We start from the raw sequence: 22,861 nt of genomic DNA, 5'->3' as shown, positions 1-22,861 counted from the left end.
CGCAGAGGATCCCCGATGTCAGAGAGAAACTCACCCCTCGCTCAGTCCGGTTCCGACGGCCAGGGAATACCCGGTCTCGTGCATGATCTCGGGAATTACATCCAGATCGCTGCATCCGCTATTCAGATCATGTCGCGAGAGACCGGTATCGCTACGTCCCTCACCGTAGGCAAGGTCCTGCCGCATGCTGCCGATGCGCTCGAGCGCGCCGCAGAGCTCATTCGCAGATCGCGGTCGGTCGACGACGACGAAGCGGCAGACGACCTTGTGGACCTCGAACTCTGCCTCGCCCAGATGGGGCCGCTCTTGAGTTATGCTGGCGGGCCCGACGTCCGGCTGAAGCTGCTCGTCGGCGTCGTGCCACGGGTCAGGTGCGGTGCGCTGGCCCTGCAGAACGCCTTGCTCAACCTTACGCTGAATGCTCGCGACGCCATGCCCGGCGGCGGCACGCTGAGCCTGACTGCGCTGACTGCCGATGGCCCGGAGACCGCCGAGGTGGAAATTACGGTGCGCGACACTGGGATAGGCATGGCGGCAGAAATACTCGAACGGGCGACCGACCCCCATTTCAGCACAAAGCCAGACGGCGTCGGCCACGGCATGGGGTTGGCAGGGGTAAAGCGTTTTGTCGAGCGGGCCGGCGGGCGGCTGTTCATTCGTAGCGCCCCCTACGCCGGCACCACCGTGACGCTTCGCCTGCCGGCGGCGGTCTGAGGGTTGGAACGCTACTGGCGCTCCTCGCGGATGTGAGGAGGTACCGCCTGCCAGCGCAGCAGCAGCTGCGCCACCGAGGTAGCTCCCATTTTGCGCATCATGCCGGTCCGATGCACCTTCACCGTCACTTCGCTGATCCCCAGTTCAAAGGCGATCTGCTTATTCAAGAAGCCTGTCACAACCCCCCGCAACACTTGGCGTTCCCGCAGTGTAAGCGCCTCGTAGCATTCTTGCGCCCGGATCCTCTCCTCCTCCTCGCTGCGTCGGAGAGCATCCGTTGCCAGCGCCCTGTTCACAGCATCGAGAAAGGTCTGCGGTCGGACCGGTTTGGTGAGGAAGTCGATGGCCCCGGCCTTGATGGCCTGCACGCTCATGGGGATATCGCCATGCCCGGTGATGAAAATAATCGGCTTGGCCTTGCCGATCTGCACCAGGTGATGCTGCAGATCGAGGCCGCTGGCGCCCGGCATGCGCACGTCGAGTACCAGGCAACCAGGGCTGTCCAGCGCGTCGCTCTCCAGAAGCTCACGCGTGGAGGCGAACGCCATGGGCTTCAATCCGGCGGAGATGAGCAGCTCGGAAAGCGCTTCGCGCATCGAAGCATCGTCGTCCACGATGGTGACGAGCAGATCGCCTGGTGGTTCCAGTCCTATGGGAGACAGAGGTGCTAAAATCGACGGAAACGACTGGTCAGTCTTCACGGTCATCCTCCTTGCTCGCGCGGTGCAGGGCTTCCCTGACGGCCGCGATCAGCTCTCGGGCGTCGAACGGCTTGCGGAAAAAACCGCCGGGAGCCTGAGGCCGGCGTCGATCCACGATCTCGTGACGTGCGGTGATCAGAAAGACGGGGAGCCGGGGTCTCATCTTCCGAACCCGGTCGCACAATTCGAACCCGTCCATCGCCGGCATGCCGACATCGGTGACCACGACGTCGACGTCCATCAATCGGCCATCACTGAGCAGTTCGGCGGCCGATGAAAAGCAACGTACGACGTAGCCGGCGGACTCGAACATATTCTCAAGCGACTCGAGCAACGGCGCGTCGTCGTCGACAATCGCCACGACTGACTTAGTCTTGCCCAAGGTCACTCACCTCCCGTCCGGCGGGAACGGCCTATCGGTATCTCCAGTCGCTGGGCGATCCGCACTAGGTCCGCAAGGGATGCAGCCCCCATCTTCTGCAAGACCTTGCGTCGGTGAATCTGCAGGGTCACTTCGCTGATTCCGAGCTCGGCCGCAGCTTGCTTGTTGAGAAGCCCGCTGACCACAAGCGGCATCACTTGGCGCTCCCTCGGGGTCAAGTCTCGGTAGCGCCTCTTCAAGTCGTGGAGTTCAGCTCCCTGGGACCGGCGGGTGTGATCCTCTGCAATCGCGGCACTAACCGCAGCCAAGAGGTCAACGTCGCTGAATGGCTTGGTGAGAAAATCTATCGCTCCATGCCGCATGGCGCGGACCGAGGAGGGGATGTCGCCATGTCCAGTGATGAAAACGATGGGCGGGTGGTCGATTTCGGCGATCTGGCGCTGCAGGTCGAGACCGTTGATGTCGGGCAGTTCGACATCGAGAATGAGGCAGGATGGCAGATCGGGCTTGTCCGCCGTGACGTAGTCATTGGCCGAACCAAAGCTCAAGGCCCGCACGCCACGCGCTGCGAGCAGTTCCTCGATCGCCTCGCGGATCCGTGGATCGTCGTCGACGACATAGACTATCCGGTCGTGCGTGGTCATCCGGGCACCGTGGTCTCAATCGGCAGCGTGAAGATGAACCTTGCTCCGGCGGGCTCGTTTGCCTCCGCCCAGAGCTGCCCGCCGTGCGCCTCGACAATCGAGCGGCAGATGGCGAGCCCCATCCCCATGCCGCTCTGCTTGGTGGTGAAGAACGGCTCGAAGATCCGCTCGGGATATTGGATACCGACGCCGCTATCGCTGACGATGGTCTGTACGGCATCATCGGTCTGGTGCACGCGCAGATTCAGGGCCCGCTCTGCCGCGCCATTCATCGCTTCGATGCCGTTCCGTATGAGGTTGATGAGCACCTGCTGGATCTGGACCCGGTCGAAAGCGATGGGCGGCAGATCCCGGGCCACGTCGAAATTGACCAGCACTCCATAGCGAGCGGCCTCTTCGCCTACCAGTTCGCGCACTTCTGAGATGAGGTGGTCCAACGGGGCTTTGCCGCGCTTTTCGGGCGATTGCTTGAACAGCGCCCGAACTCGGCCGACCACGTTGGCCGCGGCGTTTGCATCGCGGACGATACGTTCGACCGTTACCTTTGCTCGTTCGAGATTGGGTGGATCAGAGGCGAGCCAAGTATCGCATGCATGCGAGTTGGCAACGATCGCTGCAAGCGGTTGGTTCACCTCGTGTGCGATGGATGCCGAGAGTTCGGCAAGACTCGCGGCCTGCGTAGAAGTGGCGAGCCGTTCCCGAGTGTCGCGCAACTCGTCCTGCATGCGCACTTCGTCATCGATATCGAAGATGACTCCATACCACTGAACTACGCCACCGTCGGGCGCACGCATAGGTTCGCCCCGACCATCCACCCAACGATAAACTCCGTCAGCGGGTTTCTGGCGGTATTTCAGCGAGAACGGCTGGCCCGTGTTGAACGAGTGCCGAAGCGTCTGGCCCACCCATTCCGTATCATCAGGATGGACAGCTGCAATGATCGCAGATCCCATCGGATCGTCTTTGAGCGCGGCAAGATCGCCCAGCGACAAGCCGAGGTAGTCGGCCAGCCTTCGGTTGACGTACGAGGTCTCCCCGCTGGGCGAGGCTGCCCAGATCTGCGTCGGCAGAGCATCGACGAGCAGCCGAAGTTGCCGCTCGCTGTCACGAAGAGCGGCCTGGGCGCGCACCTCATCCTCGATGTCGATCGATGTGTTGTACCATTCGACAATGGTGCCAGTCTCGTCACGCAGCGGTTCGACGCGCCCGTCCATCCAGCGGTACGTCCCTTCCTTGCTGCGTAAGCGAAAGCGGATCGTATAGGGCTCGCCAGTGACCATCGAATGGCCGACCTGGTCGATCATGGCCTGACGGTCATCGGGGTGCACACTTTCACCCACGATGGCGGCGAGGCGGCTGATGCCCGGCTTGTCCCAGGCGCCGACTTCCGGGAGGCCCAGATAGTCACTCGTTCGTTTGCTGAAGAACGTAGCGTTGCCGTCCGGTCCCATTTTCCCGAGATGCACCGGGAGCATGTCGATGAGCAGCGATAGTTCGCGTTCACGTTCGCGCAGCGCCTCGTGCGTGCGGATCTCCTCATCCACGTCGATGGCTGCCACATACCACTCGATGATTGAACCATCCTCGCCGCGCAGCGGCTCGGCGCGCCCCTCGTTCCAGCGGTAGATGCCGTCAGCGCCCTTGAGTCGGTAGCGCATCGTGTATGGCTCCCCGGTCGCGAGGGAGTTCCCCAGTTTCTGCGCCATGAATGGACCGTCGTCAGGGTGAACGCTGGCGCCCATGATGGCCGCCACTCGGCTCAGGCCAGGCCTGTCCCACGCTCCAAGTTCGTCGAGCCCAAGATATTCCGTTGTTCGTTTGCTGAAGAATGTCGGTTCGCCAGTCGGGGCCAGCCGGGCGATATGCACCGGAATCACATCGATCAAAGTGGAGAGTTGGCGCTCACGCTCGCGCAGTTCTTCCTGCGAGTGCATTTCATCATCGATGTCGTGACAAAGCCCGTGCCACTCGACGAGCGCACCCGTCCTGTCCCTCACGGGCTGAGCGCGGCTCGACATCCAGTGATAGGCCCCGTCCGCGCGGCGCAGGCGGTATCGCAAAGTAAAGTTCGCACCGGTGGCGAGGCTGTGCGTCAGCGCCTCGCGAAACGCAGTCGCGTCGTCGGGATGCACCGTGGCTGCAATGAGTGCGTCCAATCGCGACGCGCCCTCCCCGTTCAGGTCGGCCACATCCAGTCCAAGGTAGTCGACCATGCGCTGATTGAAAAACACCGGTTCGCCCTGCGCCGAAAGTCGCCAGATGTGACTGGGCACCATGTTGACCAGTTGCGATAAGTCGCGCTCGCTTCGCTGCAGGGTGCTCAGGGCATGCTGATGCTGACGCGAGATGGCCGCGACAATAAGGGCCGAGAACGCCGCGACTGCCAGCAGCAGCTGCAGCATGATCTGCGCGTGCTGGGGTGTGGCGGAGTCGCTGGCAAACTGCCTTGCGCCGAACAGTGTAAAAGCCGCGGTGATCAGTGCCAGTAAGATCAGCGCGATTGCCGCTCCTCGAAAGTCGAAGCGCACCGCTGCCCACAGCAGCGGCGGCATGATGACAAAAGCAAATGGCAGATAGCCGCTGAACGACAGGGCCGTCACCACGAGAAAGACCGCAGCGACTACGGTCGCCTCGATCCATCTGCTCTTCGATAGGCGTACGCCGCCACCCCAGTTTCTGATCAGAGCAAGCGCTATGGGGGTGACGATCAAGACGCCGCTGGCGTCACCCACCCACCACAGCAGCCAAGCATCAGCGAATGGCTGGATGCCGAAGCGGTCGAGCGTCAGGCTTCCGACGGTGGCGCTGATGATTGGAGCGAGCCCCGCACCCACTACGACAACGAGCAGAACCTCAGGTACGCTCTCGAAGCGAAGGGACCTACTCCAGAGCTGGTTCACGAAGGAGGCGCCCAAGACTGCAGCTAGGGCGTTGCCAGCGTAGATGAGGGCGGCGACGGTAGGCGAGTTATGAAACCATAACGCGTTGCTGATCAGCTAGGCGGCCAAGCCCCCCAGAACCCACCAAGGCCAACCTCTACGATTTGAAAGAAGGAGCGTGGCAAGGAACAGCCCGCCGGGTGGCCACATCGAGACATTAGTGTCCGGTGCAAACGAGAGAGCTTCGGCAAAGCCGGCGCCCAGCACGTAAGCAAGGACAAAGAGACCTAGAAAAAGAGGTCGAGGTCGGCTGGACCAAACTCCCATTGTCGGCTCCTCCCGCCGGTTCGTGAGGTTGTCCGGCGGTGCACAAGTCCTTGCCCGCCAGGAATAGCCCACGCCCTAGCCTTTCATAGGCTTAGTCGCCGAGCATTGCATCTCATGGAAACCCATGAGACCGGGCGGTTGGCGTTCGCGCGTTATTCCAAGGCATCGGTGAGCTAACACCATGGTCGAGGCTGACCGCCCCCGCCTGCGGATGACCCGGATCGCAAACAGTGGCCGGCTGTCCCTCGGCACAATGGCCCCGATAGATGCACCATGCATGCTTCCCCATCGGCTTGACCAACATGGAGAGGCAAGATGCACAATCGCCCCAAAAGGGTCGTAGTAATCGGAGGAACCGGGCTGATCGGCACGCGCTTGGCAGCTAGGCTGCAACTCGACGGCCATGACGTTATCGCTACGTCGCCGGCGTCGGGGGTCAACACTGTGTCGGGCGATGGACTCTGGGAAGTCCTAGAGGATGCCGAGGTGGTGATCGATGTCGCTAACGCCCCGTCGTTCGAGGCCGAGGTCGCACTGGCGTTCTTTTCCACCGCTGGACGCAACCTGATCGCTGCCGGCAGGTCCCAGCGGATAGCGCACCATGTCGCCTTGTCGGTCGTTGGAGCAGATCGGTTGGTCGAGAGCGGTTACTTCCGTGCCAAGCTCGAACAGGAATCCATCGTTCGCGCGTCGGACGTCCCGTACACCATCCTCCGCGCAACGCAGTTTATGGAATTTATGCCGCGTCTCGCCACCTCTGGCGGCGACAGCCGCCTCGTCCGCGTCGCACTTGCGCTTACGCAGCCGATCGCGGCTGACGATGTCGCCGTCGCACTTGCCACGATCGCAGCTGGCGAACCTGTCAACGACATCGTTGAGGTCGCCGGCCCCGAGGCGTATCGACTGAGCGATGTGGTGGGACGCGTGCTGGCGAACGCTTCTGACGACCGGTTGGTGATTGCCGACAGCAATGCGCGATATCTTGGAGCTCGGCTGGGCGAACGAACGCTTATTCCCGGTCCGGCCCCGCTGACTGGTTCTACCTTGTTTGACGCCTGGCTCTCAAGAACTCGCGCTCAGGCTACTTCGAACGTCGGGGAGTTGCGCTCATGACGATCGTGGCACCGGTTGCAGATCACCAGCCGCTTGCAGCGAGCAGAATGAAGACGACGGATTGGCCCGACATTCCCTATGGGGCATGGCGAGACACCTGCGATGCGCTGCATCTCTATGCACAGGTCGTGGGGAAGTATCGCCTGGCCCGCACGCCATGGCTCTGCCACTCCTGGCACGCGACGCTCTACCCAAGCGCCTTAGGCCTGACCACAGGGCTGGTGCCCGACGGGCCCGGCGGGATCGAGTTGATCCTCGACCTTGTGGAACACCGTGTGATTGGCGCCGCCAACAACGGCCGTAGAGCCGGGTTCAAATTGGCGTCGATGTCCGTCGCGCAATTCGATACCGAACTCCGCATACTGATCAACGAACTCGGCGGCACACCGCACTGGCATTGGTCCCCCAACGAAGTTGCCGCACCGGTCCCCTTCGCCGAAGACACCGCCCAACGTCCGTATGACGCCGACGCGGTCAGCCGGTTTCACCGCGCGCTGATCCTCGTCGCACTGGTTTTTGCTGAGTTTCGGACCGCTTTTCTCGGCAAAGCCAGTCCCGTTCACCTGTTCTGGGGCAGCTTCGATCTCGCTGTTACGCGGTTCTCGGGTCGGAGGGCGCCGATCCATCCGGGAGGTGTTCCGTTCCTCCCTGATGCGGTAACGCGCGAGGCCTATAGCCACGAAGTATCCTCGGCGGGATTCTGGCCGGGCGGAGGTGGCGTCGATTATCCCTGCTTCTACTCGTACGCCTATCCAGCGCCGCCCGGTTTTGCTCCCGCGCGTATTCAGCCATCAGCCGCCCACTACGACGTTACCCTCGGCGAGTTCATTCTCCCCTACGAAGCAGTTCGCACCTCACCGGACCCCGCCGGGATGCTTATGAGCTTTCTGCAGGACACCTATCGCACGGCTGCCGATCTAGCGAACTGGGACGTGCGAAATCTCGAGTGCCAAGTCGGTCGACCACTGCGCCCCCGTCAAATCTAGTCCTGTGACTAGTTCCGCTTTGGGCCAGAAGCGGACGATGGCGACTGCCCGCTCTGCTGGGCGGGCGCGCAGGAGCTTGGTCACAAGCGCCGATGCCGTGCCCCCGTTTTCCGTGCCCCCCTAAACCTCCACCGCGCGCACTCCCTGACCGACGACGCTTGCCGCCTCCACCGCCTGCTGCTCGCCCCACCCGGCACCCTCCTGCATGGCGGCGTTCACACGAGCCGGCGACAGCTGCCTGGACAGTTCGGCCACCAGCCGTTGGTGGGTAACCTCTTCGGTCCACTCCCGGCTGGCGCTGCCTTTGGCGTAGAAGGCCTCGGTAAACCCCAATAGCCGTGCCGCGAGCTCCGCTTCTCCTTCGAGGGCGGCAACCAGGGCCAGGTGTTCCGCGGCACGCACGATGGCTGCTGGCCAGCCGAGGGCCCTCGCCTCTCGCAGGCTCTCGCTGGCGGATTGGCGCGCCGGTTCCAGCTTGCCATCCGAAAGGAGGTATGAGGCGAGGTTGCTGAGGCCCAGCGTTGCCTGTCGGCGGTTATGGTCCGGGCCGCTGAGCATGCGTTGGATCCCAGTGATGGCACTCGCGACCTCGCCGGCAATGAAGTCCATTTCTGCCAGCGCGATCTGCGCGCTGGCCACACCGCGGGAATCGCCGACGCTCCTGCACACGGCCATGGATCGGCCGATCAAGGTGCGAGCCGTCGCGACGTCGCCACCGAGATATGCCGCCACACCCTTGGAGCGGAGGCAGCTCGCGAGGGGCTTGGTCGGACCAAGCGGCTCAAGCACCTTCAGGGCGTCCTCAAGGTACGGCAGCGCTTTTCCGATCGTCTCCATGGTCAGTAGTGCGGCGCCGGCGCGGGCCAGGGCTTCGCCGAGATCGAGATCGCGGCCGGCGGAGCGGAACAGCTGCACCGCCTGATCGGCAAAGGCAAAGCCGGAGTGATCGCCATGCGCGCTGTTGGAGGTCTTCGACAGATAGAGCCGCCCTGCAGTATCGGGCGGCGTACCCTGGTCGATCTGGAGCATCGCCATTTCGCTCCAGCGCTCGCGTTCACGGAACAGCGAGAGCTCATCCCAGAGCCGGAGGCTCAGCGTGGCAAGCTGAACGCCGAGCTTTGCCTCGCCTTCAGCGCCAAAGGCCCATTCCAGCGAGGCACGCACATTGTCGAGTTCCGGCTCATAGCGACCCAGCCAGGTGATGGTTGGCGTCCGGGGCCAGGTCTCCCGGCCCTCGGTGAACCGATCAATCAGATAGACCGCGAGCTCGCGCTGCCGACCCGGCTCGCCAATATCGCCCTGCTTGTCCAGGGCATATCTGCGCGTCGTCTCGAGCAGGCGATAACGCGGCTCGGCTTCCGTCAGATCCACTGCGACCAGCGACTTTTCCACCAGCGATGATAACAGGTCGAACACCTCATCCTCTGCAATCGGCGCGCCGCTGGCCACCCGCATCGCCGATGCCAGCGAGCAGCCGCCGGCGAACACCGCAAGCCGGCGCAGCAGCGCCTGTTCTTCGGCGGGCAGCAGATCGTAGCTCCAGTCGAGCATGGCGCGCAGGGTCTGGTGATGTCGGGGGCCGGCCCGCGTCGACCGGCGCAGCGTCATGAACGACGCGCTGAGATTGCTGGCCAGCCAATCGGGCCCCATCATCTTGAGCCGCCCGACCGCCAGCTCGATGGCCAGGGGGATGCCGTCGACCTGCTTGCAGATGCTGGCGATAGCGGGCGCATTGCCCTCATCGAGCACGAACCCATCGACTATGGCGGCGGCACGATCGACGAATAATTGCACGGCGCTGTGCGCGACCGCGACCGCCGGGGTTACTGTCTCCGGGCGGGCTGGATAGGCGAGGCTCGGCACCCGATACTGGCTCTCGCCGGGTACCGACAGGCTTTCGCGGCTGGTCACGAGGATCGAAACCGATGGGCAGGCGCCCAGCAGCATCTCGACGAGCCGCGCCGAGGCCGCGACCAGGTGCTCGCAATTGTCGAGGATGAGCAGCACGTCTCGCTGATGCAGATGCGCGATGGCGCTCTCCGTGGCCGGCCGATCGCCAGCCACGGGCACCCCCAAGGCACCGCACAACGCCTCCCCAACCAGTTGTGGATCGGCAATCGCGGCCAGTTCGACCAGCCAGACCCCGTCCGCATATCCCCCGGCGAGGCGGAAGCCGGTTTCAACGGCCATGCGGGTCTTGCCCGCGCCACCAGGGCCGGTGAGCGTTACCAGCCGGTAGCGGCGGAGGCGGGCGAGAACCTCCTCCACCTCCTCGTCGCGACCGACCAGCGAGGTCATCTGCCGCGGCAGGTTATGCGCTTGCGGCGTCCGGCCGAGGGACTGGTCGCGCACCACAGGCGCGGCATCCAGATGGTATGGCGCCGGGTCGGCTGCCAGCCGCAGCAATGCCTTGGTCTCGGCCGCCGGCTCGACCGACAGTTCGCGCAACAGGATGTCGCGGCAACGCTGGTATTGCCGAACGGCGAGGGCGCGTTCACCTGCGGCCAGATGCGCCCGCATCAAGGCCCGATGCCCCGGTTCGGCAAGCGGATCGATCTCGACCAGGCAGGCCGCGATCGGTTCGGCATCTTTGTGGCGTGCCGCCCGCTCGTAGGCCGTAAGCAGCCATTCGAAGCGTTTGGTCGCGATCGCCCGGAGTTCGGCGCGCCGGGCCTCGAGCCATTGCTGGCCAAGCGGATCACGAATGCTCACGCCCTCGAGGAACTCTCCTTTGTATTGCGCCACCGCCCGCTCCAGCGCCTCGACGGTGCTGTCGGCCTCGACCTCAAGCAAGGCGACATCCGACTGCACCGTGCCCGAGGCAAAGCTCAGCCTTTCACGATCGACCTCGAGCACCTCGCTGGCCTCTGCACTGAGGGACCGCCGAAGCACGGCCAGGGTCTGGCGCAGGCTCTGGTAGGCCTGGGCCTCGCTCCGTTCGCTCCACAGCAGAGCCGCAATCTCTTCGCGACTGCCGCTTTGCCTTGGGCGGAGCGCCAGCCAAGCCAGCACAAGACGCGCCGTCTTGAGCCTGAGCTCGATCACGCGTCCATCTTGAGACCGAGCTTCGAACGGGCCCAGGAGATTGAGATACAGATGGGGCGAGGTCACAGGCCGTTTCGCTCACTGCTCGATCGAAGAAGTGAACGTAGCAGACAGAAAATCACGGGCAAATCACGTTGCTCGCATGCCGGGATCACGCGGCCATTACGTCTGCGTCATACCTTTAACGCCCGATGCCGTTCTGGCGTGCAGCCTCACGAGTGGCATCTGCAATTGCTTGCGCCGCTGGCGGGCCACAGCTCGCGACGTGATCATCCCGGCTTGTCGAGGTCTTTCCAGGCCTCGGCAACGGTGTGGCGCATGCGCCTATCAGCGGATCTGCCTCATCGTCCCTGGCCGAATTGTCGCGACGGAAGGAGGTAGGCACCATGAGTTTCATTCTCGCCGCCTATGCATGCGAGCGCTATGGCACAGCAATCCTGCGCACCCGTCAGGGGCGTCCGTGGGGAGGCGTGAATGGGTGATGTTCAGTTCGCCTTCCAGGTGGCACGCTATATCGGTGGAAGTGGCGGGGTTGCTTTCGCCAAACCGGTGCGAGCCATCGCCGCCCACCCCATCGCGGCGGCCGAAAGGGTCATGCGGACCAGGCCCTATCTGTTGGGTGAGCCGAAAAACATCCTCGCGGAAGTTTCATACCTCACCCCCGACGGCGAGGAAGAGCGCGTACTGCTCTATCACGATGGATCGGTCGCAACGCCGAGTACCGTCCCGGCGCCAACGCGATAGCGCGCAATTTCGCGAAAGTGACGCAGCCGGCGCTCGGGTGGCTTCAAGCGGCCGGCTGCAGGCCCGGCGCAACAGGGGTCCTGGCCGAGTTTCAGGCTAAGTCGCAGGGCGTGAGGCGAGCGTTACGGCGCTGGGACCCGCTGGGGCCGAGTCGAGGGTGCCGCGTTTCACACATCAGAAGCCTCTCGCGACAGGCAGCATGCACCCCCGGACGCCCCTTGCGGCGATCACGATGAATGCGACACGGTGACCAGGCGTATGTGAGACAGGCGCCTTATGGTCGAGCGGTCCTCTTTTGGTCAGTTGCTGCGCTATCCCGGCTTCGTGCGCCTGTGGCTTGCCGACGGGTTGTCGACGTTCGGGACGTTCATTTTCGGCCTGTCGCTGCAACTGTTGCTGATCCATACCCTCGATGCCGACCAGCTGGAGATCGGCTGGGTCCGGTCGGCGCAGTGGCTCCCCTCGCTGCTGTTCGGGCTGGTGGCTGGGGTGATCGCGGATCGGGTGCGGCGCAGGAAGCTGCTGATCGCCTCCGATATTGCCAGTTGCCTCTTGCTGCTCGCCATTGCCGGACTGGGCATTCTGGGGATGCTCTCGCCACTGGGGCTGGCGGTGCTGGTGTTCCTGCTCGGCTGTGCGGCGGTGTTGCAGGGCGGGGCGCATCAATCGTTCACCGCCGACCTGCTGCCGCCGAGCCTTCTGGCCTCAGGCAGCGTGGTCATGACCCAGACCTACACCGCGGCGCAGACGCTTGGACCTTTGCTCGCCGGACTGCTCGCGGGCGTGGTCGGGGCCCCGGTCACCATGCTGATCAATGCTTTCACCTATGCCGCCTCGGCAGTGCTGCTCGCCGGCGTTCCCGATCCGCAGCCAGCGCAGCAGCGAGTGCCAGCTTCGGTCGGCGCCGATCTCAGGGAGGGCGTTGCCTGGGTCTACCGGCACCCCTTCCTCGCGCCCTATGCAGTTTGCCTCCATGTCTGGTTCATCGCCAATGCGATCGCCGGAACCGTCTACATCTTCCATGCGACCAGGCTCGGGCTCGATGCCGGCGCTGTCGGGTTGACCCTGGGAGTAGCGGGGTTGGCCGGCGTGCTGGGGGCCGGATTGGCGGAGTGGGCGGCGCGAATATTGGGGACCGGCAAGGCGATCCTCTTCTGCGATTACCTGACCGGGGCGGGGTGGCTGCTGGTGGCCGTAGCGCCCCGGTCAGGTCTCACGCTCTATGCACTCATCGCGGCGCAGCTCGTCTACGGCGTCGGCTTCGGCTTGCGCGGCCCGCTGGAGATGAGTTTCCGCAACGCCGTGACGCCCTCGCGGTTGCGGGGGCGCATGAACACCACCATCCGCTCGATCAACTGGGGCCTTATCGCCGTAGCGGCGCCGTTCGGCGGCTGGTTGGCCCTGCAGTTCGGCGACCGCACGGCGTTGGCCATTGCCGGAGCGACGATGCTGGGGACGGGGACCGTGCTGCTGCTCTCACGTTTCCGCGGCGCCTCAATGCCGACCGACGCGTCAGCCTAGCGCTTCCGGGAGAGCCCGGACCCGGCCGCTACGCGGTGCGGCGTTTGAAGCGGTAGCGCAGCCGCCGCAGGAACTGGTTGACGCCCACATAGGTCTCCAGACGCCGCAACTGGCCGACATCACCAGCGTTCCCGGCGAGCATGTGACGGTCGGGTTCGCTGAGCGCAGGGTGCTCGTCAAACGCGAAGAACTTTGAAAAGGCCGCGAGCGCCCTGCCATAGCTGAGCTTCAGGCTGGCGTTATTGAGGATGGCCCGGAAATGCGGCTCATCGTAGGTGTTCTGTCCGTGGATGCAGTAGCAATAGGACAGCGGGTCATCCATCAGGGCGATCGAATGCGTGGCGAGCATAGCCTCGACCAGCGCCGTGTCTTCGGCACGGGCAGCGTCGGGATAGCGGGGGAGCGCTCGCTTGAAGGCGAGCATCGAGCCCTCCCAGACACGAGTGCCCGACAGAGTCAGGATCTTCTGGCCCGGCGACCAGATGCACCATTGGCGCAGGAACACCGCATCGGCCTTCGCCTGCAATAGTGCGCCGACGCCGCGCTCGATACGATGCGCGCCGTAAATATCGTCATCGTCCCATTGGCAGACGATCTCACCCCGCGCCTGTTCGACGCTGATGTTCCTGAGCAGTCCAAGCGACAATCGCTCATCGACGCGGACGAGGCGAATGTCGTCGCCGCTCGCCTCGACCAGGCGTCGCAGCCCCTCGGTCACCGCGTCGCAGACGATCACCAGCTCTTTGTTGCGATAGATCTGCCTCCTGAAGTAGCCGATTGAGGCGCCGACCCGGTGCAGATCGCCCCGGGTCACCATGAGGCACGAAACCAGCGGCCCGGTCGTCGTGCCCTGGATGGCAACGAGGCGGTCAGGCGTAAGCCGGCTCGACGTCCCCTTGAGGCTCTTGTCGTAGATGTAGACCTGCTGCTTGATCAACCGAGGCTAAGCTTCCACTCCCCGGGGCGGAGCTTTCCGACCCCGGCACCATCGCTTCCGATCGAAACCGCCGGCTCCAATCAGTATCGTTCTACTTTAGTTGGATCAGCGGTGGCCGATTCTGTCCACGATGCTGGAAAGCATCTGTCCGTGACGGATGAGGCTGGCGCTCGGCCCCGCCCGGTATTGGGCGATGCATCCCGATGCATCTCCCTGCAGCCGCCTCAGTTGCTGCCGCGCTCCACCGGCGTGAGGTAGGGCAGTCGCGCTGCCTCCGGCATCGGGCCGAGCCGGGCGACCATCTCGATATTGGGGTGCATCGAGCGGTGGAGGTGGGTCTCCAGCATGCGGCAGGCGCTGTCGAGGTCGCCGTCGAGCAGCAGGTCGTAAATGCTCCGGTGCTCCTCCAGCATGGTGGAGATCTCGGTGCCGGTGCGGTGGCTGCGGAAGGTCGCGTGGGTGGCGATCAACAGCAGCTGGCTGCGTTGCACCGCCTGCAGCAGCTGCCGGTTGTTGCAGCGCGCCACGGTGTCGATGTGGAGGTCCTGCTCGATCCCCTCGAGTTCCATGATGCCGCGATCACCACCCTGCGCCCGCATCACCCGGTCGCGGCGGGCCGTCAGCTCCGCCTCGGTGAATTTCGGAAACGCCTGGCGCAGCGCCACCGGCTCGAGGATCCAGCGCATCTCGTAATGCTCGCGGATCGATTCGGCGGTCAGCGGCCCGGCATACCAGCGCTGGTTGGCTTCCTGAACGATGATGCCGGTGCGGGCCAGCCGGGTCAGCACTTCATGCGCGATGGTGCGGCTGACGCCGTAGTGCTCGGCCAGCGCCGATTCGTTGAGCATGAACCGGCCATAGGCGAGGCTGGCGGCCACTGCGTGCTCGACCTCAGGATAAATCTTGAGCCCGATATTGCGCGGTGACCCATCCGCCTCCAGTGCCGCCGGCAGCACCAGGCCGGCTTCGCTGAGTTCCAGCCGCAGCGGTTTCGGCGCCGCCTCGCCGCCGCGGGCAATGAAGCCGCGTCCGGCAAAACTGCCGATCAGCCCTTCCTCGCTCAGCCGCTTCAGCGCCGCCGCGGCCGGAATGCGGCTCGCCTTGAAGGCCCGCGCCACATTGGCCTCGCCCAGCACCAGCCCGGGCGGAAATGCCCCCTCCTCGAGGTGCTCACGGAGCACCGCATAGATGGTCTGGTATAGCGGCGCTTCGGGCTTTGGCGACATCGGGCGTCGTTCTACCATCTGGGTGCCCCTCTGTCAGTCAGCGCTGAAGATCGCATATTCCGGGCAACTGCTTGCAATATCCATAAGTCGCCGATCCATGCCCAGTATCGCTGTTTGAGCAACGTGCTGGATTGCCTTACTCGCCCCATTCTATCGTGACGCACTATGCATGCAATATGCATTGACTCTCGGCGCGGCGATTTGCAAGAGTGCTGCCGTCGCTGGAGGAAGCGACGAGGGAGGCGGCCGCCTTGCCGGCCGTGACATGGCGTTCCCCTGACCGGACGCCGGAGGAGAGTTTCGATGAAGTTCGCACGTTTGGTGCTGGCCTCGGCCGGCCTCGCTACCCTTTTGTCCGGCGCCGTAGCGGCGCAGGAGACCGTCATCGGCGGCATGATCTTCCAGCAGGATCAGTTCTTCCGCGGCATCCAGCTCGGCATGGAGCAGAGCGCCAAGGATGGCGGCGCGACGCTGTTGCAGGGCAATTCCGAGAACAAGCTCGAAAAGGAAGCCGAGCTGGTCGATACCTTCATCGCCCGCGGCGCCAAGGCCATCGTCCTCGCCCCGCTCAATGGCGATGCCTCGATCCCGGCGCTGGAGCGCGCCCGGGATGCCGGCGTCAAAGTGGTGCTCTACGGCACCTCGATCAATTCCGATTTCCAGGTCGCCGATATCGGCACCAGCCAGCTCGATATCGGCCGCTTCACCGGCGAGGCGGCGGCCCGCTTCATCACCGAGACTTTTGGCGGCAAGGCCAAGGTGGCGCTGCTCGGCTTCCGCTCGCAGCTGCAGCAGATGAGCGATGACCGCACCAACGGCTTCCTCGAAAAGGCCAAGGCCGGCGCCGAACTCGATATCGTCGCCACGCAGGATGCCTGGCTCGCCGAAAACGCCGTGACCGTCGCCACCGACATCCTCACCGCCAACCCGGGGCTGCAGGTGATCTATGCCGCCAATGAAGGCGGCACGGTCGGCGCCGTGCAGGCGGTGCGCGCCGCGGGGCTGCAGGGCAAAGTTTTCGTGTTCGGCACCGATGGTTCCGAGCAGCTGGCCGGGTTCCTGCTCGACGAGGACAATGTGCTGATCGCCACCACGGCGCAGCAGCCCTTCGAGATGGGCAAGAAAGCCACCGACGTGGCGCTCGCCGCCGCCAAGGGTGAGGCCACTGAAAAGACCTACGACATCCCGCCACTGGCGCTGTCCCGCTACGACCTTGAGGCGGTAAAGGCCTATGCGGCGAGCGTGAAGCAGTAAGGCCAGCCGCCGGTGCTCTGGAGCGAGATCAGGAAAAGTTGCAGACTTTTCCGGTTCGATCTCGCGACCAACAGGGGCCGGCGGCTCTTTCCGGGAGCTTCGGATGCGCGGCGCCATCGAATTCAAGGATGTCAGCAAGGCCTATGACGGCACGCTGGCGCTGTCGCATTTCTCGCATGCCTTTGCGCCGGCTCGCGTGCATGCCCTGATGGGTCGCAACGGCTCCGGCAAATCCACTGCCATCAAGATCCTGGCTGGCGCCGTGCAGCCGAGCTCCGGCACGATGTCGGTGAATGGCCGTGAGGTGAGCTTCGCCACACCTTCTGAAGCCTTTGCCGCCGGCATCGTCACCGTGCACCAGGAGCTGTCGCTGGTGCCCTCGCTGTCGGTGGGGGAGAACATCTTTCTCGGTCGGCTGCCGAGGCGTGGCCGCTTCGTCGATTGGGCCGAACTGCACAAGCGGGCTGCTGCACTGCTCACCGAAATGGAGCTCGAGATCGAACCGCGCCGGCTGGTCGAAACGCTGAGCCTCGGTCAGCAGCAGATGGTCGAGATCGTCAAGGCGATGAGCTTTGCGCCATCGGTGCTGATCCTCGACGAGCCGACCTCGGCGCTGGCCGCCCGCGAGGTCGGGCATCTGTTCGAGCTGGTTCGCCGGCTGAAGGCGCGCGGCGTCACGGTGATCTACATCACCCACCGGATGAACGAGCTGTTCGAGCTCGCCGATACCTGCACCGTGGTCCGCGACGGCCACTATGTCGGCACCATCGAGATATCAGATGCGAGCCCGGCCAAGATCGTCGAGATGATGTTCGGCGACGTGGCGAAAGCCTCGCGCCCGGCCCGTCGGGCGGTCAATCGCGCGGCGCCGGTGCTGTCGGTTCGCCACCTCAGCCGGGCTCCGGCCTTCACCGACATCTCGTTCGAGCTCTATCCCGGCGAAGTGCTGGGGATGGCCGGCCTGCTCGGCGCCGGCCGCACCGAAGTGCTGCGCGCCATCTTCGGCGCCGATCCGCTCGATAGCGGCGAGATCAGCTTCGCCGGCCAGCGCGTCGACAAGCCCACCCCCAAGCGGATGAAGGCGCTGGGGCTCGGCTACACCCCTGAAAACCGCAAGGAAGTCGGGCTGGTGCAGATGGCCGCCATCCACGACAACCTGATCCTCGCCAGCCTCGATCGCGTCGCCCGCGCCGGCTTCACCAACCGCGCCCGCGAGACCCCGTCGGTCACCCGACAGATCCGCGAGCTCGGCATCAAGGTGGCCGATCCGCTGCTGCCGGTCTCGACGCTGTCGGGCGGCAACCAGCAGAAGGTGGTGATCGGCAACTGGCTCAACACCGCGCCAAAGGTGATGTTCTTCGATGAGCCGAGCCGCGGCGTCGATCTCCAGGCCAAGCAGCAGATCTTCGAGATCATGTGGGCCGAGGCGGCAGCCGGCCTCTCCTCGATCTTCGTGTCCAGCGAACTCGAGGAACTGCTCGATGTCGCGGACCGCATTCTCGTGCTGCATCACGGCCGCCTCGTCGCCGAGGTGACGCCGCAAACCACCAACCTCACCGAACTCTACCAGCTGTGCATGGAGGGCCATCCCTGATGAGCGTCGACGCCGAACGCACTTCGCCGCGAGGCGGCTTCAGCCTCACCCGGCTGCGCTACTTCGTCATGGAGCTGATCCTCGTCGCGCTGATCCTGGTGCTGGTCGTCGCCGCGCCGGGTTTTGCCAGCCTCCCGAACCTGCTCAACGTGCTGCGCGCCGTCTCGATGCTGGGCATCATCGCCTTCGGCATGACGGCGGTGATCATCGCCGGCGAGATCGATCTGTCGGTCGGCGCCGGCGCGGCGCTGGCCGGCTGCATCCTCGGCTGGACCTGCGGCGCGCTCACCGACAGCATCGGCCCCTGGCCGGCCGTCGCCATCGGCGCGCTGGCTGCCATCGCGGTCGGCATCGGCTGCGGGGTGTTCACCGGCAAGATGCGGCAATGGTTCAACGTGCCGAGCTTCATCACCACGCTGGCGATGCTGGCGGGTTTGCGCGGCATCGCCAACCTGATCTCCGGCGGCTTTCCGATCACCAGCTTCCCCAAGGGCTTCAACTTCTTCGGCGCCGGCAATGTCGGTGGCGTGCCGACGCCGGTGTTCTTCTTCCTCGCGGTGTTCGCCGCCATGCATGTGCTGATGAAATATATGAGCTTCGGCCGCGCCGTTTACGCGGTGGGTGGCAATGCCGAGGCCTCGCGTCTGTCAGGCATCGATGTTTATGGCACCAAGACTTTGGCCCTCGCCATCACCGGCGGGCTCACGGCGCTGAGCGGCATGCTGATTGCCAGCCAGATCGGCTCGGGCAACGGCACCGCCGCCACCGGCATGGAGCTCAACGTCATCGCCGCGGTGATCATCGGCGGCACCAGTCTCTTCGGCGGCAAGGGCCGCATCTGGGGCACCCTGCTGGGCGTGCTGTTCCTCGGCTGCATCAACAACGGCATGGTACTGATGAACGTCTCGGAATACTGGCGCCTCGTCGTCTCGGGCGCCACCATCCTTGCCGCGGTGCTGCTCAACCAGGTGCTGGAACGCGGCATCAAGCGCTGAGCCTCAAGCGAAGCCGCCAAGCACGCCAGCGCTAGTATTGGCCGGAATAGCGGCGGCGGCTGCTCACCTGGTGTGCTTGGCTACCCCTCACCCTGACCCTCTCCCCCCGGGGGCGCTATCGCGCTCCCCTAGGAGGGGCGAGGGGACGCACTCTGCACCCGCAGTGCCGCTCACCCCGCCCTGAGCATCGCCTCGATTTCCGTCCGTGTCGGCATCGATGGCGCGGTGCCGGGCTTCTGCACCGAGAGGCCGGCAGTGGCGCAGCCGAAGCGGATGGCGTCGACCGGCGATTGGCCCTCGGCCAGCGCCACCGCGAAGCCACCATTGAAGGCGTCGCCGGCGCCGGTGGTCTCGACCACTTTCTCCACCTTGAAGGCGGGCACCCTGTGCGTGCCGGCCTCGCCATGCAGCAAAGCGCCCTTTTCGCCCAGGGTGATCAGCGCGTTCTTCGCGCCACGGCGGACGAACTCCTTGGCCGCCGCCAGCGCCTCGGCTTCGGTTTCGACCTTTAACCCGGTCAGCGTCGCTGCCTCGGTTTCGTTCGGCGTGACATAGTCGCAAAGCGCGTAGATCGCGTCGTCGACCGGTAGCGCCGGCGCCGGGTTGAGGATGGTGATCACCCCGTGCCTGCGGGCCAGCGACAGCCCGGCGATGGCCGTTTCGACCGGCTGCTCGAACTGCGTGATCAGCACCTTGCTGCCGCGGATCACACTCTCGGCCGCCACCACATCGGCCGGCGACAGCTTTGCCGCCGCGCCGCTCTCGACGATGATGGCGTTGTTGCCGGTCTCGGTGGAAACGAAGATGAACGCCGCACCCGTGGGCAGGTGCTCGTCAATCGCCACCGCGGAAGTGTCGATGCCGTCAGCCGCCCAGGCTTTTTGCGCCATGTCGCCAAAGGTGTCGCGGCCGATGCGGGTGATCATCCGCGCGTCGCCACCGGCCCGTGCCGCGGCGATCGCCTGGTTCGAGCCCTTGCCGCCCGGCCCGTCCTTGAAACCCTGGCCGAGAATGGTCTCGCCCATCAGCGGCAGTCGCGGCGCCCGGAACGCCAGATCCGCCACGAAAATCCCGAGCACTGCAACAGGTGCGCGCATGGTTCCTCCCAGTATGGGCGCTGTGCGCGCCTCAAAATTACTTCCGGCAGACGGCCCCCTCCCATCCTCCCCCATAAAGGGGGAGGTGCCCCCGCCGGTGCATTTGGCACGATCGAAGACAGAGCCTCGACTCTTCACCTCCCCCTTCATGGGGGAGGCCGGGAGGGGGCCGTCTCTATCAGTCTACGTCAGCTTTCCCGCCTTCAGCGCCGCGAGTATCCAGTCGCGGTATCTCTCGTCCCGGCCCTCGATCTCGGGCGAAACCTTGCTGGCTTCGGTCATGAAGTAAAGATAGTCGCGCCCCATCGCCTCGCCGCGGCCGGTATGCATGTCGACGGCAAAATCCGGGATCTCCGGCAGGCGTTCGCCGAACGCCATGGCGTGCTTGGCCCAGTTGACCATGTCGTCGGTGGTGCGGTCCTTCTTGCCCGATGAGAGCACGCGGATGGCGTGCGCCGCGAACAGGAACCGGTCATGCGTCGGCCGGTCGAAGCGCTGGTGCGTGCGATAGAGCGTGTCGATCAGCACCGGCGCATCGAGGTTGCCGAAGCCCACATCCTCGACAGAAATCACCGCCAGCCGGTCCCACAGCTTCTGCTCGAGCTCGGGGCTGGTGAGATACATCTCCCAGCCGAGCAGCACCGCGTTCTCGGTGAGCCCGCGGCGGATGGATTTCTGCAGCGCCGAGATCACCTCGTCGGCGGGAAAGCCGTTCTCGGTGGTGGTGCGCTGCCACGGGTCGGGCGCCTGCTTGACCTTGATACCGTCTTGGGTCATTTGCCGCTCACCCAGTTGGCGATGTTGTTCCAGAGCGGCGCATAGCCGGCCCAGTCGACGAAGGGCGGCGGCGCCCAGTGCGGCCCGCAATCGGAGGTGAATACGACTGAGCGGCCCTTGCCGAACTCGGCCACCGCGATCAGCGGGTCGCCGCCGACCCGCACCAGCACCTCGGCATCGGGCTTGGCCACCACTTCGTTATAGCCAAGCAGCGCCGGCCACTCGCCGGCAATGCCTTTGGTGATCGGGTGGCCGGGGTCGCCGACATGGGCGGCGACGCCCTGCGGGTTTTCCCGCCGGTCGTCATGGCGAGACAGCGTCACCGGCAGCACGTCTTCGATGGCCGTGCCGGCATATTGCCCCTTGGCGTCGATGCCCTGGAAGGTGAGGTAGCCGCCGATCATCACGAGGCCGCCGCCATTGAGCACGTAATCCTTGATGGCGGTCAGCCGGTTGGGCAGCGGCACCGAGCGGACGAACGTGTCGGGGTGGAGTAGCAGCGTGTTGGCGCCGATGTCGGACAGCATCACCACGTCATAGGCAGCAAGCGCTTCGGCGGTTTGCGGGAAATCGCGGGCGGCGAGGTGGTTGGGGAGGAAGGTTACCTCCCAACCGCCGCCCTCGAGCGCCGCCTTCAGCCAGCGCACGCCTTCGTTGTATTCGGTGGTGGTGAAACTATCGAAGCCCTTGGTGTGGATCGAATGGGTGACCCAGGATTCCCCGGCAATCAGTACGCGCTTGCTCACGCTATGAAGTCCTTCTGAGTGGGTGCGCCGACCGACTGGCGCACAATGAGTTCGACTGGCAGCCGCGTCAGCAGTGGCGGCGCCTCGCCGTTGAGCAGCGCCAGGAGCGTCTGGAAGCCCTGGCGGCCGAGTTGCTCGACCGGCTGGCGGATGGCGGTCAACGGCGGCGTCAGCAATGCGCCGAATGGCATGTCGTCAAAGCCGATCAGCGAGATATCGTCGGGAACGCTCACCCCCGCTTCCTTCAACCCCATCACCGCGCCGATGGCGAGGTAGTCCGACGAGGCGAAGATCGCGGTCGGCGGCAGCGGCAGCTCGAGGAATTTCCGCGTCGCGATGCGCGCCAGCTCCGGCGCAAAACTCCCCATGGCGACATATTCGGGCCGCACCGCGATGCCCGCTTCGTTCATCGCCATCAGAAACCCCTCGCGCCGCTCGGTCACCGTGAGCAGGCCGTGCGGGCCGCCGAGATAGGCGATACGGCGATGGCCGGCTTCGATCAGGTGGCGGGTCGCGACGTACGCCCCCTCGGTGTTCTCGACGAACAGCCGCGGCACGCTGACCCCGGGAATGTCCTCGTCGACGATGACGACGTTCTTGCGCTTGCCGATCAGGTTGGCGAGCGTACCGTCATCGGGCGTGTTGGTCATCATCAACAGCCCATCGACATGCCGGTCGTGCAGTCGCTCCAGCGAGGCGATCTCGCGCTCGCGGTCGGAGCGGGTCGAGCTCATGAACACGGTGTAGCCGTGCCGGTCCGCCTCGTCCTCGAATGCCGAGGCCAGCTCGGCAAAGAACGGCTCGCGGATTTCCGGCGTTACGAGGCCGACCGCTTCGGTCTTGCCGGTGGAGAGTCGCTTGGCGAGGAGGTTCGGCCGGTAATCGAGCTTGGCGATCGCCGCATCGATCCGGCCCGCCGTCGAAGGTGGCAGTTCGATACGGTTGTTCAGGTACCGGGACACCGTTGTCGGCGACACCCCGGCATCTTGTGCCACATCATGGATCGTTGCCATCGCACCCCCACTCGCACAGTTAAGCTAGATCGATGCAAACGCTTTAGTAAAGCGGTTTCGTAACCGGATTCCCTGCGTTTGTTGCCGCAGTCCTTCTGCTCCCCTCCCCCTTGAGGGGAGGGGGGGAGAAGCTTGCGTCTATACACATCCTACACTGCCGGCGAGG

At 64.7% G+C, this 22,861-nt stretch carries 18 protein-coding genes and 1 pseudogene; 8 read left to right on the top strand and 11 right to left on the bottom strand.

The features are described 5' to 3' along the window. Positions 1-15: 15 nt before the first annotated feature. Entirely contained in the window at positions 16-714 is a 699-nt protein-coding gene (locus VW23_RS27085; protein WP_069912581.1) for a sensor histidine kinase, read from the top strand. 11 nt (positions 715-725) lie between these two features. Here the strand turns inward: VW23_RS27085 and VW23_RS27080 are convergent, their stop codons facing one another. The 4 genes and pseudogenes from VW23_RS27080 to VW23_RS27065 form a co-directional block, all read right to left on the bottom strand. Continuing rightward, positions 726-1,415, bottom strand: a complete 690-nt coding sequence (locus VW23_RS27080; RefSeq protein ID WP_069912593.1) for a response regulator transcription factor — start codon at positions 1,413-1,415, stop codon at positions 726-728. After that, positions 1,405-1,797 (bottom strand): response regulator transcription factor, encoded by a 393-nt coding sequence (locus VW23_RS27075; protein WP_069912592.1) that lies wholly within the window; start codon positions 1,795-1,797, stop codon positions 1,405-1,407. The genes VW23_RS27080 and VW23_RS27075 overlap by 11 nt, the downstream gene beginning before the upstream one ends. Before the next feature lie 2 nt (positions 1,798-1,799). Next, positions 1,800-2,441, bottom strand: a complete 642-nt coding sequence (locus VW23_RS27070) for a response regulator transcription factor (RefSeq protein WP_069912580.1) — start codon at positions 2,439-2,441, stop codon at positions 1,800-1,802. After that, positions 2,438-5,647: pseudogene (locus VW23_RS27065) on the bottom strand (PAS domain-containing protein). The gene VW23_RS27070 and the pseudogene VW23_RS27065 overlap by 4 nt, the downstream one beginning before the upstream one ends. A 315-nt stretch (positions 5,648-5,962) precedes the next feature. Here VW23_RS27065 and VW23_RS27060 point away from each other — a divergent pair. Together VW23_RS27060 and VW23_RS29230 are read left to right on the top strand one after the other, a co-directional pair. Next, positions 5,963-6,760, top strand: a complete 798-nt coding sequence (locus tag VW23_RS27060) for an SDR family oxidoreductase (protein WP_069912579.1) — start codon at positions 5,963-5,965, stop codon at positions 6,758-6,760. Continuing rightward, positions 6,757-7,746 carry a DUF5996 family protein gene (locus VW23_RS29230; protein WP_244513747.1) on the top strand — a complete coding sequence of 330 codons (990 nt, stop codon included), beginning with the start codon at positions 6,757-6,759 and terminating at the stop codon, positions 7,744-7,746. Before VW23_RS27060 ends, VW23_RS29230 begins: the two co-directional genes overlap by 4 nt. Before the next feature lie 120 nt (positions 7,747-7,866). Here VW23_RS29230 and VW23_RS27050 read toward each other — a convergent pair whose 3' ends face one another. Continuing rightward, positions 7,867-10,791, bottom strand: coding sequence for an AfsR/SARP family transcriptional regulator (locus VW23_RS27050; RefSeq protein WP_069912578.1), 2,925 nt, complete (start codon positions 10,789-10,791; stop codon positions 7,867-7,869). A 474-nt stretch (positions 10,792-11,265) separates the two neighbouring features. On the opposite strand from VW23_RS27050, the gene VW23_RS27045 reads away from it, so the two are divergent. Next, positions 11,266-11,535, top strand: a complete 270-nt coding sequence (locus VW23_RS27045; RefSeq protein WP_069912577.1) for a hypothetical protein — start codon at positions 11,266-11,268, stop codon at positions 11,533-11,535. Between the two features lie 276 nt (positions 11,536-11,811). After that, a complete protein-coding gene (locus VW23_RS27040) occupies positions 11,812-13,056 on the top strand; it encodes an MFS transporter (protein ID WP_069912576.1) in 1,245 nt (414 codons plus the stop codon). Positions 13,057-13,084: 28 nt separating this feature from the next. Here VW23_RS27040 and VW23_RS27035 read toward each other — a convergent pair whose 3' ends face one another. Together VW23_RS27035 and VW23_RS27030 are read right to left on the bottom strand one after the other, a co-directional pair. Further along, positions 13,085-13,993, bottom strand: coding sequence for a glycosyltransferase family 2 protein (locus VW23_RS27035; RefSeq protein ID WP_069912575.1), 909 nt, complete (start codon positions 13,991-13,993; stop codon positions 13,085-13,087). 224 nt (positions 13,994-14,217) lie between these two features. Next, positions 14,218-15,237 (bottom strand): GntR family transcriptional regulator, encoded by a 1,020-nt coding sequence (locus tag VW23_RS27030; protein WP_069912574.1) that lies wholly within the window; start codon positions 15,235-15,237, stop codon positions 14,218-14,220. Positions 15,238-15,522: 285 nt separating this feature from the next. Between VW23_RS27030 and VW23_RS27025 the strand changes: the two genes are divergently transcribed. The 3 genes from VW23_RS27025 to VW23_RS27015 all read left to right on the top strand — a co-directional run bounded on the left by VW23_RS27025 (position 15,523) and on the right by VW23_RS27015 (position 19,062). Continuing rightward, on the top strand, positions 15,523-16,473 hold the full coding sequence (locus VW23_RS27025) for a substrate-binding domain-containing protein (protein WP_069912573.1): 951 nt from the start codon (positions 15,523-15,525) through the stop codon (positions 16,471-16,473). A 103-nt stretch (positions 16,474-16,576) separates the two neighbouring features. After that, positions 16,577-18,067, top strand: a complete 1,491-nt coding sequence (locus VW23_RS27020) for a sugar ABC transporter ATP-binding protein (protein WP_069912572.1) — start codon at positions 16,577-16,579, stop codon at positions 18,065-18,067. Continuing rightward, positions 18,067-19,062, top strand: a complete 996-nt coding sequence (locus tag VW23_RS27015; protein ID WP_069912571.1) for an ABC transporter permease — start codon at positions 18,067-18,069, stop codon at positions 19,060-19,062. Before VW23_RS27020 ends, VW23_RS27015 begins: the two co-directional genes overlap by 1 nt. A 170-nt stretch (positions 19,063-19,232) precedes the next feature. On the opposite strand, the gene rbsK is transcribed toward VW23_RS27015, so the two are convergent. The 4 genes from rbsK to VW23_RS26995 form a co-directional block, all read right to left on the bottom strand. Next, a complete protein-coding gene (gene rbsK / locus VW23_RS27010; protein WP_069912570.1) occupies positions 19,233-20,159 on the bottom strand; it encodes a ribokinase in 927 nt (308 codons plus the stop codon). A gap of 183 nt (positions 20,160-20,342) precedes the next feature. Next, complete coding sequence (locus VW23_RS27005) at positions 20,343-20,936, bottom strand: AAA family ATPase (RefSeq protein ID WP_069912569.1); 594 nt, start codon at positions 20,934-20,936, stop codon at positions 20,343-20,345. Beyond that, entirely contained in the window at positions 20,933-21,682 is a 750-nt protein-coding gene (locus VW23_RS27000) for a glutamine amidotransferase (protein WP_069912568.1), read from the bottom strand. The genes VW23_RS27005 and VW23_RS27000 overlap by 4 nt, the downstream gene beginning before the upstream one ends. Then, complete coding sequence (locus VW23_RS26995) at positions 21,679-22,695, bottom strand: LacI family DNA-binding transcriptional regulator (RefSeq protein WP_069912567.1); 1,017 nt, start codon at positions 22,693-22,695, stop codon at positions 21,679-21,681. Before VW23_RS26995 ends, VW23_RS27000 begins: the two co-directional genes overlap by 4 nt. Between the last annotated feature and the right edge of the window lie 166 nt (positions 22,696-22,861).

Origin of the sequence: Devosia insulae DS-56 (assembly GCF_000970465.2) — a bacterium.
GTDB lineage: Bacteria > Pseudomonadota > Alphaproteobacteria > Rhizobiales > Devosiaceae > Devosia_A > Devosia_A insulae.
Note: the sequence above shows the minus strand (reverse complement) of the source record. Positions and strands in the feature narration are given on the sequence as shown.

Coding starts and splice junctions, on each gene's coding strand:
- VW23_RS27015 (WP_069912571.1), top strand. CDS start 18,067: ATGAGCGTCGACGCCGAACGCACTTCGCCGCGAGGCGGCTTCAGCCTC.
- rbsK (WP_069912570.1), bottom strand. CDS start 20,159: ATGCGCGCACCTGTTGCAGTGCTCGGGATTTTCGTGGCGGATCTGGCG.
- VW23_RS27045 (WP_069912577.1), top strand. CDS start 11,266: ATGGGTGATGTTCAGTTCGCCTTCCAGGTGGCACGCTATATCGGTGGA.
- VW23_RS26995 (WP_069912567.1), bottom strand. CDS start 22,695: ATGGCAACGATCCATGATGTGGCACAAGATGCCGGGGTGTCGCCGACA.
- VW23_RS27040 (WP_069912576.1), top strand. CDS start 11,812: ATGGTCGAGCGGTCCTCTTTTGGTCAGTTGCTGCGCTATCCCGGCTTC.
- VW23_RS27030 (WP_069912574.1), bottom strand. CDS start 15,237: ATGGTAGAACGACGCCCGATGTCGCCAAAGCCCGAAGCGCCGCTATAC.
- VW23_RS27060 (WP_069912579.1), top strand. CDS start 5,963: ATGCACAATCGCCCCAAAAGGGTCGTAGTAATCGGAGGAACCGGGCTG.
- VW23_RS29230 (WP_244513747.1), top strand. CDS start 6,757: ATGACGATCGTGGCACCGGTTGCAGATCACCAGCCGCTTGCAGCGAGC.
- VW23_RS27005 (WP_069912569.1), bottom strand. CDS start 20,936: ATGACCCAAGACGGTATCAAGGTCAAGCAGGCGCCCGACCCGTGGCAG.
- VW23_RS27020 (WP_069912572.1), top strand. CDS start 16,577: ATGCGCGGCGCCATCGAATTCAAGGATGTCAGCAAGGCCTATGACGGC.
- VW23_RS27085 (WP_069912581.1), top strand. CDS start 16: ATGTCAGAGAGAAACTCACCCCTCGCTCAGTCCGGTTCCGACGGCCAG.
- VW23_RS27070 (WP_069912580.1), bottom strand. CDS start 2,441: ATGACCACGCACGACCGGATAGTCTATGTCGTCGACGACGATCCACGG.
- VW23_RS27025 (WP_069912573.1), top strand. CDS start 15,523: ATGAAGTTCGCACGTTTGGTGCTGGCCTCGGCCGGCCTCGCTACCCTT.